We start from the raw sequence: 13,254 nt of genomic DNA, 5'->3' as shown, positions 1-13,254 counted from the left end.
CAGGATTTGTACAGCAGACAAGGAGTGGATTAGAGAATGAAGAAACTCGGTAAAGATTTGGGGAAAATGGCGAAGCTGATGGCAACGGACGGGTGACACCGAAACATAAGAGAGCGCTGCGGGGACCTTTTCAGTCTCCTTTCGCAAGCAGTTCATCTTGTTGTCAATACGCAATCCATCGGGTGATAACGGATCATTCATTCCGGGTCAGCCCAATACAATCAGGAGGTTAAAGCGTGAATCAACGGATCGGAAAACGAATTTCAATCTTGCTGGTGGCGTGTATGTTGATGACGACGCTGCTTTCGCATGTATCCATTAATGTGGCGAAAGCGGACCCGCAACCGCAATATGTAGACGTTCGCGTGAACCAAATGTTCAAAATTGTTAACCGCGGTGATATGCCTACATGGAAGAGGAGTTTTGATTTAAGTGAGAACGACCCGAATTTTTTTTATATGTTTTTTCTATGTAGAGATAATCCGGGTGTAACCGTTGAGGTTGGTGGCGACAAAATCACTGACTGTCAGGATTCCGGATTTACGACTAAAGATATTAATCATACGAGCACCTTCAAGGGGACAATAAAAATTGCCCAAAATCCGGAACTGAAACGGCTGGCGGAAGGCCGCAAAGCAAAATTTCTGCTTAAAGTCCAGAGATTGAACAGCTCAAGCGATCATGGCGCTTATATTCATCTCTATCTTAACGGTAAAGATATTTGGTATGAGCACTCTACGCCAAGCGAATCTGACAAATATGATTTAGATTCCGATTGGATAAGCTTCGGGCCAAACGATGAGATTTCGATTGAAACGGAGACGAGGGGCAACAGTACAACCGTAGACGGTCTTCGCTTGTATTTTGCCGATATCGAGCCGCCTACAATTACGAATTATACGTTTACGTCCGACGGTGTGGAAAGAGTTAACAAGGCAGGGCAGAAGCAGTTGTTTTTGAAAAAGGACAAGTCCATTCAGCTTCAATACAACTTCAGCAAGCCCGTAAGAGCAACCGGCTTCAATATTGAAAATCTATTTGATAAGCACTTGCTGTACACGGTACCGCCCGGCATCGGTCTGCCTACCGACAACACACCGCAGGGTATGAGCTTGCCCGTGGGCTTCTATGATAATTCTATCAAGAACGACCCGAGTGAGAGGAATATTAGCAAATTAAAATTTATCGAGAAGATTCCCTATACATACAAGGTCGCGGATTATCATCATTCCGGCAATATTCCGATTGGTAACGGCGGAGAGCTGGAAACCAAATCGCAGAACCAATACAGCATGAAGGAAAGGCTGCAGGGAGCAGGTTATTACGATGCGGCGGGAAATCCGCTCGATATATCGGGCTTCATGAAAGCGAGCGCTGAAAGTGCGGATTTACTAAGCAATAAAGTGGTCAATCCGTTTGATTATGCCGCTGCTGGCAACAAAGGCTACGCTATTATCCCGGACGCCGTGCCTCCCCAATATAATTTGACCGGTAACGGCATCACACCGGAAATTCCTACGGGACTTGTTTTAAATGAAGGGAAAGAGATCGAATTTACCGTAGAGCTTACCAAAGAGACCATACTTAATGAGGATTTGTCAGACGAGAACGGACTGTATCTTTTATTCAATAATGGAATGAAGGCCAAATACGCCGCTCAGGAAAATACGGGACCGAACACGAAACTATGGAAATTTAAAATGACCATTCCTCCCGGTCTGAATGTGGAAACCCCGCTGTTAAAAGTGATCGCGTTGACCCATGAAGCAAAAGGGACAGATACAGGGGTCATTCAGGATTACGCGGGCAACCTGCTGATGGATAAGGCCAACATGGACAAAGCTCCTTCCCCGGACCCGTCCAAGGCGATACCTCTTACCAAGATCGACTTGTCAAAACTATCCATTGACAATACGCTGCCCGTGACTAGCTTCCAGTATGCTTCGGGAGGAGCTACCAATGCCGTATATGGAAAATCCGGAAAAGTAACCATCGATGCCACGGACCCGGACATTAAGGTGCCTGCCCTTGATCCGGATCAAAGTGTCGCTAAACGGCCCAGCAAAGGCATTTACCGTCCCGGCAACATGACAGGAGCACAGCCTGGGCAATCACCGGAGGTGGGGTTGGTGTACTATACGTGGAATCAGAGCTCAGCCGATCCGTTCACAGGGAAGGAAGGGGACCACTACGCGGCAATCAAGCGGTATTCCTTGACGGCCAATCAACCCGGGGAAGAATTGTACCCCGGCAATTCCGTAACGTTGAAAGTGGCCAACAATAAAACGAACATTATCGATCCTCCGGCAGCCGCAATAGCAGCAGAGAACAGCGGAGCCTGGTATCTTCATACCTGGACGGCGGACATGACCTGGGATGCGGCAAGAGAGCTGATGCAATACAGCAAAATGAAAACATTCAAGACGGCTAACGTATCGGTTTTCAACGGCTGGATTGCCGAATACAAAGCGAATAATTCTGGCGCTTCCGATGCGGATGCCGAAAAATATGCCGAGGACAAGGCGCTGGTACAGGTAGGAAATTATTCGGAATGGCCGATTGACGACTTCAAGAAAGACGATTCCAACTGGACGTATGAAAAAGCGACGCTGCTTTTGGACAACAAAAAGCCGAAAGTCGACTTTGGAGCGCTCAGCGGGAATAACACGCCGGAGGTTAAGGTGCAGGTGACCGTTACCGATGAGCACAGCGGCGTCGGAACCAAGCAATTCCAATGGGTCAAGCAGGGGACGGAACCGCAAGAAATAGACTGGCTGGATTTCCCGGCAAGCGGTGAAATCACGACCTTCAATCATGTACCGGAGGATGGAACCTATCAATTGGCTGTGAAGGCAGTGGACAAGGCGGGCAATCAGACCATTGAAAAGATGAGCGTCTCTGTAACTGTAGATTCCTCGGTGAAGGTTACCACTGCCTTCTATCCGGAAACGAACGGCAAATACATGAAGAGCCCTGAGGTCCGCTTCACGATTAACGGAATCAATGTAGAGAGCGTCAGGTACGCCGTGACGGGATCTTCGACTCCTCCCGCCGATTATCCTTCCGTCGCCCAGTCCGTTTACGGTACGGTGAGCGGTTCCGTTTACGGCACTGTGAGCAATGCCGTCTACGGGGGCGGGAACGGCATGTATGTAATAGCCGCCGATCCCAGAATCAACGGGACTTATGGCGTTTATGTTAAGGTCAAGGAAGCGGGCGTAGAAAGGTACTATACGTATTCCAAACAATACCTGGCGGACAACGAAGCTCCGCAAATCACGTTTAGCAAAAACGGCGTCTCTTATCCCTTGGAACAGCAAAGTGTTGTCGTGACCGTAAGCGATCGGCTAAGCGGCGTGGCGTTAAAGAAATACCAATGGTTAAGATCGGATATTCAGGCGCCAACGAAGGACTCCGGCGGCTGGGTGGAGCTTCCGGGGGATGGAGCGGTGACGATTGATTCTTCGCGCTTGTCTCCGGGCGAAACAGCCGACTTTGTGCTTTACGTGCTTGGCGAGGATGCAGTAGGCAACAGCGCCGTAGCTCATACGGGAGCATTCAAGGTATCTCGAAAACCGGCAGCGGATGTTCCTGTTGCTTCGAATTCGGATCTGCTTTATATGTACGAGGATGTCGGCAATGGGTATACGGCGGTCGTAAGGCTGAACCTGGAAAATCCCATGAAGGCAGGCTACAGATACTCCATCTCTACAGACGGAGGGAACTCCTGGGGCAGATGGCTTCCTTACTCCAATTTTATCGAAGTAGGGGGGCTTAAGGACCGAAATCCCGACCATTTCCTCCTCAAAGCCAAGTTCATAAGCCCGGGAGGCGCGGAAAGCCCGGCTGTAAGCTTGAATGCGGGTTCCGTTTCCATCGATGAGCCGATATATGCAATTGCATCACACAGCACATTACGTCCTGTGAAGCCGGAAAATTTTGTTCTGGAGTTGAAGGTTCCGGCAGGCATAAAAGCGGTGCCGTCAGCAGGACTCAACCCGGCTGACCCTACCCGGATCAAGGGCAACAAATTCAGCATCGCCCAGAACGGAGTTTACTCCTTCGATCTGTCGGACCTGACAGACAGCAAAAGAGCGGATACGCTCTTGGTGGTAGTGGACAATCTGGACTCTTTGCCTCCTGAAGGAAGCATTGAATATTCTATGACAGCAAGTACCAATAGCCATGTCATTGCAAGGCTGGAAACATCCAAGCATGTAAAAGTGCTAAACAATGAAGGAAGATTCGCTTACACCTTTAACGAGAACGGAAGTTTTACATTTATGTTTGAGGATGAGGCAGGCAACGCGGGATCCGTCACGGCATCGGTTTACAACATAGATAAAACCCCGCCGGAAGCGAGAATCGTACGTACTTTTGCCTACGGAGAAAACGGAGGCAAAACGTTCAAAACGATTCAAGACGGAAACGGCCAAATTCTGTTGTCCCAGGGGGTTGTGCTGATTGTCGAGAAGCCGGATCCTGCGGCTAAAAATTTCCAGATTGTAAGAGGCACAAACGGCACGGTTCTTTATCAAAACGGAGCAGCGAAATTTACGATAGCCGACGATGCAGGCAATTCGGCAGTCTTAAGTGATGAAGTTTCTACCATTATTCCTTACTTGCCCGATCCCGACAGCATCAAGTACGAGTTTGTGGATGATGACGGAAATCTACTGCAGAGCGATCGCATCGTAGTTATCGATGGCGTTAAAGTTGCCAAAGGCAAGATGAAGATCACCTTATCCGGGCGTGTGCAAGCTCCTAACCAGGTGTTCCTGGGAAGCGCTCCGGCAAAGGACGGCAACGGAGATTACACCAACCTGCTTAGCGATGCAAACGGAAACTACAGCTATTCCAAAATTTACGCGGCGAATGGTGAGACTACCCTGGCGATCAGCGATTCTCTAGGCAACGTCAACAAGCTGCCAATCGTTGTACAAGGACTTGACAACAAGCCTCCCGTCATTACTCTGAACAAGCCGATTGCTTTTGTCGAGCGGAATAAACCAAATTTCAACGCTTTAACCGACCTTGGAGGCTTCACTGTGACTGATGACCGGTCCAAGCCGGGCAACATTGCCGTGGAGGTCAGCGCTTTGGATTTACTCAAGATCGGCGGACAAACCGTGACTTATACGGCCAGGGATGAAGCGGGCAACGTATCCACGGCCGAGCAGAAAGTATACGTGTTGCCTGGCGACGGCCTCATGATTATGGGGAATGATCTTCTGATTTCCGCAAGCCAATCGGAGAAGGTGCTGTTTGACACGAATGTCGTGAACTTCAAAATATCCAGGTACAATCTGATGAATGTAGCCGGAGAGACGCTGGTGAACGAGCGGGGAACCTACGATGTGTACTACCAAAGCGGACTTTACCGGGAAGGTCAGATGAAATATGTCGCGCAGGGTCTATCCCTGGAGGAGCTTCTAAAGAAATCCTTCACCGTCGAGTTTCCTAAAACGGGCTGGTATACCCTCATTGTCAGAACGCAGGAAAGAGAGAGGGAGTATACCACATTCTTCATAGGAAACATGGGTCGATAAATCCTAGGATAGGCTAAGGAGGCAGTAACAACAATTATGAAAAGCTTGAGAAAAAGGCTCTTTGCATGGATGGTTTATATCATGCTTATATCATTGCTTATGAACGTGGCTCCTGTGGCTGCACTGGCTGAGGAAATACAGAAGTCCGGGGTAACGACGATTTCCAACGACTTCATCAAAGTTACCGTCGACAATAAATCGGGGCGCTTTGGGATGCGTACGGAGGGAGGACAGCCTGTAAGGAAAAAAGACAAGGGCGTCAATATGCTGTTCGGCGGGGATGATCCGCAGACGTCCTTCACCACCTTTCGGATCGACGGAACGGACTATATTTTCGGTAATCCTTATAAATTTGCGGTCGATTTCTTTTCCGAGGTGACTCAGCCCCAGATTGTGGTCAACACCGATGGAACCAAGCAGATTGAAACGGTGTGGACAATCAAGGGAGTTAAAATCAAGCAGATTCTGATGCTCTACACAAATTCGTCGGACAAACAAAATGCCGGCAACGTGAATGTAAGATACGAGGTTCTGAACAGCACAGGCGCCGATGTTCAGGTCGGCAGCAGAATGCTGCTGGATACGATGGTGGGGGGGAATGACGGTCCGGCCTTCCAGATCGGCACCTCCTTTAAATCGCCTCTCACAGTGGAAAGAAAACTGGTTCATAATCCCGAGGATGACCCTAACATATCGGAGAGGGAGCGGGCGCTGTATAAGCTCCCCCCTTACTGGGTGATGAGGGACAGCCTGGATTTAACCAATCCTTTGGCCACCAATGTGATTGCTTACGGGTTCAACAATTTCTCCGAAAAAAATGTCAACATCGTAGACGATATGATCGTCGGACATTGGGCCGGCCTCGCCAATACGAAATGGGATTACACGGTAAACCCGAGCCTGGACTTTACCCGGGATACCAATGATTACGGAACCGCTGATGCTGCGGTGGCCCTCTACTGGAATCCTAAAATAGTCGCCTCAGGCGGCGCCAAAAGCTTTGAAACCGTGTATGGTCTAGGGGAAATTATCCAGCCGGACAAGGTGTTCTCCATCCGGTATATGGACCCTGTGGAGCAGCTTGCCACTCTCGATGACGGAAGCGCCTATCAGGACGAGGGCATTTTCAACATCACAGCTGAGGTGGAAAATCTTCAGGCATTTCAGATGCAGCATTCCTACATCGATCTGGAGCTCACGCTCGATGGCGGCCTTGATTTTGTACAGCTGGATGAAAGGGGCAGTATAGTCAGAGACGCTAAGGGGAACGCCATGACGACTCCCTACAGGTCGACCAACTTGACCCTCCGGAAAGAAGCAACGCCGGAGGAGGCGAGCCAAGGCATCCAGCCCAAATACAAGCCCGGGGAAACCGTCTCCGTATCCTTCAAGGTGAAAGCCAAGGGCAGGGCCTGGCCAACGGTGAAGCAATACTTGCTTACGGCCAAAAGTCCCGAGACAAGCCAAAAGGTGGAAACGATTCAAGATGAGGGAATAAAAGCGGAATATACGTCCTCCAAAGGAGGGTTCGTCTTCTTGCCTCCGGTAGGAAAGGCAGCGCCTACTTACGTGTACGCCATGTCTCCGGAGGAGGCTTACAGCAAGGATGAAAAATATATCACGCTCAATATGTCCAATATCGAAGCGTATAACCCGGGGAATCAAAATGTAGCTCCCAACTTCGACCTGTTCTTTAGAGAGGTGCTGACGGGAAAACGATACAAGATCCCGGTCAAGGATTCGGTCATCATCCAAGCTACGGACGAAGGCCTTACGGGTGATATGCGGATTACATATCGTACCGGCGATCTGGTGGATGACTATGGCAAGGTGCTGACTGCGGGTCTCGGACCGGAGCTTCCTCTTGGCGAGTACCGGGTGGAAATTGATTTTAAGGGCGGAGCAGACGAGGAAATGTCTGCTATGTACAGCGTCAAAACCCCGAAATCATTCCGGGTTACAGATAACGATAAAGCAAGAATCCGCGAGGCGAAAATTTTGACGGTCACCAAAACGACCCTTGATCTGAGGGTGAACGCTCTTGGCGACGTGGTGAATCCGAGCGCCAAGCTGGCCGAAGTAAACCGGGCATACCCAGGTTATAACGTGGCCAATATCGGCCAACTGACTGCGGATGTAACGAAATTTGCAGCTTTCAAAACCGGGCTGGTGGCCGCCAGCAAGGCGATAGACCCTACTTATGACGAGGCTGGGCTGGTCGACTTTCAAAATGTGTCCGCTTATCGGATCGAGACCTTCCAAAGCGAAGATGATCTGAAACGAAGCAAGAGCGGCGGCGACGAGATGCTGGTCGAAATTCGCGGCATGATCAAGCAGATCGGCATTGGCGACAAAGCGGAATACGTGGTCGATACGAAGACGGAACCGGCCATTATCAATAAAACGGTAGCATACAAGGGTAAGGACATCGTTTTTTCCAAAGGAAAGCTTGAGGCTCTAGGCATGAGCAGCGATCTTCCGTTTTTAAGCACTTTGTTTGTCAAAGGAGACGGCGAACTTACCATCTACAACAGCGGCTTCCTCTTCTACCGTGGTGAGTGGACTTTGGACTTCTATAACAGCTTCAAAAAGACTTTCAGACTGAGCCAAGAGGAACAGGATGCGAAGGATGAAAGAGCCCGGCAGAAGTTGGCCGAAGAGAAGGCCAAGAAAGCTAAGGATAATCCCGAAGACAGCACCTTGAACGGCGCGTTGAAATGGGCGGCTGGCGCGGCAAGGGAAAGAATGAATCCGCTGCGGCAAATTGCGATCGATAAAGTTTACTTCAACAAATACAGCATGTATGCGACTCCAGGATTTTCTATCAGCGGCCTTTCCTTGGCTTTGAGCGATTTTCTGCTTCGCGAGGATGGGGTTTCGTTTGCCGGTACCTTGAACCTGAAGGTGCTTGAGCCGGAGGTTAAGGATGTGCTCTTTAACCAGAAGGGTTTTGTAGGCGTGGACGCTGCCTTGAAATTCAATCTGGACAAGGATATGGGCTTGTTGTCGTCCCAGAACAAGAAAACAGGGGAGAAAGACGACAAAGGGAAAGAGAAGGTCATCAAGGGTGCGGGAACGACGGGGGACGTGTCGGGAGAGTTTAATGTCACCCACTATACACAGAAGATGCCAGGCATCTCCAACAAGTATGGAATGAAATTTCAGGCAGAGCTCAAAAACATCGCCACTATAAGCGCAGAACTTGGGTTCAAGCAAGTCACCGACGGCAGAGTGCTGCCCGACGTCATTGCTTTTGGCGCAGAGGATATGGACCCGGGCATTCTCATCACCGGTGCGACGTATTTGACGGGCGTAAGAGGTTCCATCCGGGAACTGGCGGATACGATCGCCGGAGGCAGCAGTAGTGTGCCTCTGACCATAGGAGCCGGGGTGGATATCAAGTTCGGATTGCCTCCCGCCACATTCTACGGCTCCATTGATCTGCTGCTGAAGATGACGGGAATCAGGCTTGAAGGAAAGCTTGACTATTCTCCGAGCCCTACGTCCAAAAGAGTCGAGATGCTGACTATGGCGCTGATCGAGGCGCAATGGTCGACACCGTGGTTTGTAATGGCCGAGGCCGAGCTCGATGTATTCGGCTGGAATGTCATAATCGGCAACGCCCAAATCTTCATCGGTCAGAATCTGGAGAAGAACCGGATCGATTTCAAAGGATTTGTCGGTGCGAAGGTGCAAATTCCGTCGAAAGTTCCTATTGTTGGAGGCATTCCTGTAGGCAGCGTGTTCATGGGATTGGACAACGATAAAATATGGGGCGGCGTCGGTATCGGCATCGGCTTCATCATGATCCAAGTGGGCATCACCTATTACTGGAGCGGTGACCTGGAATTCGGCACTTCGGGAGAAGGATTGCCGGAAGGTCTTGCATACCTCCAATTGCAGAGTCAGGATGACAGACCGAAGCTAGTCGTGATCGGGGAAGGCATTCAGCCTGTGGCTACGTCCAAGGTGTGGGCCGAAAATCAACTGCATGAGATCCAATATCGCAGCGCGGGAGATGGCGTCAGTATCCTGGATAACGGTTCGATGGATGTCGGCATCGGCGGAATTACCGTTTCGAACGGCGGCAAAAATCACGTGCTTCCGATGGGAAGCGTGACCGGAAACGGCTTGCTGGAGGTGGAGTATTTCGACCAAAAAGCTCCTGAGCTGACTTTGCGGGACAATACGCGCGGAACCCAATATCCGGTTGTCTTTTATGAGGCCGGTGCTGCGTCCGCATCGTCGGGGACCGTCGCTGAAAAAGGACATTTGCCGGGGTATACCCAGTTTATTCAAGGTTCTCCGTCAGAAGGCACAACGGGCCGGAGAAAAGCGTATGTCGCTATTCCCAAAGAGGTGATCAAGGGAGGAAACTGGACTCTGTATGCCAATCAGACTGTGGAGACCAAGCTGCTGAACGTGCCTCTTCCGTCTACTTTGGAAGAAATCAAGCTGACTGCGGATACCTCCGATTCCAAGTTGTTTAAAGCTTCCTGGAATGTTGGCAACGCCAAAAACGGGGATACTGTTAGCCTCTATCTCTCCAAGGATGCGATTACCGGGGAGATGGCTACGGCAAAAGACAGCAACGGCCAAACGGTACAAGTGCCGGCTGTCGGAAACCCGGGAGTGCTGATAGCCAAAGATGTGCCGGTCGATTCAACGGGTACCGGCAGCAAGGTCATTGATGTCAGCCAGGTACCGCTGCTGGGCGGTATGGAAGATATACGCGGATTGATCAGCCAGGGAGATTATTATTTGAGAGCGGAGCTGCACTCCGTAGCGGGCTTCTCGACCAAAACCTCCGCGGAGAAGTTTCGCATCGTCGACCCGCTGGCGCCTGAACAGGTTAGTCAGGTGAAGATCGTTCCGGTTGGCAATGGATATTTTGATCTATCCTTTAAGCCTGGCAATGGAAAACCAGAACAAAAGGGATACCCGCAGAGCTATTATATCGACGCGCTTCAGGAATCAGCCGGAGGAAAGCTTTCAGCCTATCCTAAATTCGGCGGCATTACGCTTGAAGGGGAAGAGCTTCAGAAGTATTGGAATGAAGCTTCCGGGCAATATGAGCATATCCGTGTTGGTGGATGGAATGCCGTTTCCAGCTCCAGCCAAGTGAATCATGACTCTCTCTCGGAAAATTCCGCAGGGATGCCGCTGAAATATACGGGTCTTGAAACCGGAAATGAATATGTAATTGGCGTCACGGCGGCTGTCAAGCCTCCGAAAAGCATGGATCAACACGAGAATTGGCATAGGTCGGACAGGGTGGATTCCGTTAAAACATTGTTGCCTGTACCGAGTAAACCGAAGCTTTCGTCTCCTACGGGCAAGATGGGAGCCGAGGGTAAATCGATGACGGTGCTCACCGCGAATACCGCCCAACGCATCGAGCTTGTGTCCGATCAGCAGGATGTAGAGGTGGAAGCCATTTACTCGGAGGGAAGCATCGCATCCGTGGAGCTTTCGGGCCAAGGAAGCGGCAGCTCGGGCGTATTGAATTTGAGCGGCTTTACTACAGACGGCACCTACGGCGTCGAGCTGTGGGCCAAAAACAAGCATACGGGCGACTTTTCCGTTACGATGCTGTATTTGACGGTGGATACCATCGCTCCTGTCATCTATATTTCTTCTCCTGGCACAGGAGACAGAACTTCGAACGGAAGCATTGCCGTATCGGGAACGACCAGCAATGATGCTGAACTTACCGTCAATGGCACCCGTATCACGGTGCAGCCTGACGGCACATTCGCGGGAACCGTGCCAGTAGCGAGCAAGGAGCCCAGGGTCAAGCTGAATTTTGTCGTTGTGGATGGAGCGGGGAATCGAAACGAGGCGGTTGTCGATGTGACCAATGACGGTTTCAAGGCGCCGGTCGCCCTCGTTTTAAGAAAGCCGTCGAACATGGCGGTGGGAGAAAGTAAAAAGGTAGAGGCTTTACTGAGATATCCGAACGGGAAGGATGCAGCCGGCAAGGTAAGCTACCGTGAGGTGCTTGTCCCTCGCGAGGATCTGAACAAGCTGAGCTTCTCAAGCTATTTGGGAGAGGCGGTTGAAGTCGGGGAAGATGGAACGCTGAAGGCGTTGAAATCGGGTTCCAGCATCGTTAGCGCCAGCTATAACGTATCGGAAGATACGGCGATAAGCTCCATGACGGTCGTGAAGGTGCCTGACTTGCTGGAAGCCTTGTCGGCGGTATCGAATCCAATCGACAATACAACCGGCAAAACCAGACTCAGTGTGACGAACACGGGGAATATGAATGGAGCGGAGCTTGTGTACAAAGTAGGCGCCAATGCGCCTAAAATGTACGACGACTTGTCGGGCTGGACTGTTCTGCCTTCGAATATGATCATCTCGGCTTTGAGCGGAGATTATGTAGTTGTCGCGAAGAGAAGCGTCGAAGATAAGCGAGCTCTGGGGACAAGTTCAAGAATCACTGCTCAGGTCTGGACTCCAGTTAACAGTGGCGGCACTGGAGGCAATACCGGTGGTGGCGGCGGCGGCTTCGGCGGTGGTTCCACACCGGCGACTTCGACAGTGAACGGAAAACAGGTTGCCGGACAGCAATCGGATGGCGTGTTGACGATAGCCCTCACTGGCAAAGAGCTGAATGCTGGAGAGAACCGGATCGTGGCGAACGACACATCCGCTCATACCTTTATCTTTAATTTGGATAAAAATCTGAAAGAAGATCAGGCGATCCTAATTGACACATCTCTGGCCTCTGTTCTGCTGAGTGCGAATTCGCTTCTGTCAGGCGCCGATGGTTATCAGGTGAAAATCGCCAAAAACAGCGAGTCTGAGGTTCAAAGCCTCAAAGACCTTGCAGCCGGAATGAGTGCCCGGATGCTGGGACAGGGAGTGGCCTTCAAACTTCCTTCCAAGTTTGACCGCTATGTGACTGTCAAAATACCGGTTCCTAGTGATGTAGCGGCAGGGGAGATTAGGGCAGTAGTTCTCAAGGAAAGCAACGGCAACTGGACGACCATCCCGTGGAAGCTGAATATGTCAGGTGACAAAGCTTATGTGGAGGCCAATCTGACAGGCAACGGAAGCATTGCGTTTATTGGAAGTGAGACATCCTTCCACGATGTTGACGATAACTTCTGGGGCAAGAACAGTATTGATGAAGCGGCATCCAAGCTTCTTATGGTTGGCAGAGATAAGGGAATTTTTGCTCCGGACAACCAGGTGACAAGAGCGGAGTTCGCTACAGTATTGCTCCGCACGGCAGGGCTCATGAACAAGGAAGCATCCGCACAATTCAACGATGTAGTAAGCGGGGATTGGTTCTCGCGGAGTGTGGCTATCGCTGCGGAAAAAGGAATTGTTAATGGCTATGAGGACAATACCTTTAGGCCGGGCCAAGAGTTATCCAGACTTCAAGCTATGGTCATGGCAGGAAGATTAATGGATTATGCGGGAGTAGCAAACCGCATTAGCGATGAAGAAGTTAAAGAAATTTTAAGTTCGTTTGCCGATGGTTCTGCATTGCCGGAATGGGCCGCAAGAGACGTGGCCATAAGCGTCAAAAATGACGTTATTCTGGGAACGGATGCGGGACTGGACGCGGCGGGCGTGCTGACAAGAGCGCAATCAGCAGCCATTGCGATCCGGCTGGAGAAGCTTTTGGCGCCAAGATAATGTGCAAATTGTAATATCATGGTCCAGCCCCGAAGCCTGTCTTGAACGGCTT

At 50.7% G+C, this 13,254-nt stretch carries 2 protein-coding genes; both read left to right on the top strand.

All coding sequences use genetic code 11. The annotated features are described in order from the left end of the window. The first annotated feature begins 236 nt into the window (after window positions 1-236). Window positions 237-5,549, top strand: a complete 5,313-nt coding sequence (locus tag NV381_RS32320) for a hypothetical protein (protein WP_258217433.1) — start codon at window positions 237-239, stop codon at window positions 5,547-5,549. A 36-nt stretch (window positions 5,550-5,585) separates the two neighbouring features. Beyond that, a complete protein-coding gene (locus NV381_RS32315; RefSeq protein ID WP_258217432.1) occupies window positions 5,586-13,202 on the top strand; it encodes an S-layer homology domain-containing protein in 7,617 nt (2,538 codons plus the stop codon). Window positions 13,203-13,254 lie beyond the last annotated feature (52 nt).

It is taken from the genome of Paenibacillus radicis (ex Xue et al. 2023) (assembly GCF_024722015.1).
Lineage (GTDB): Bacteria > Bacillota > Bacilli > Paenibacillales > NBRC-103111 > Paenibacillus_S.
The sequence above is the reverse complement of the archived record's forward strand: the minus strand, read 5'-3'. Positions and strand labels throughout refer to the sequence as shown.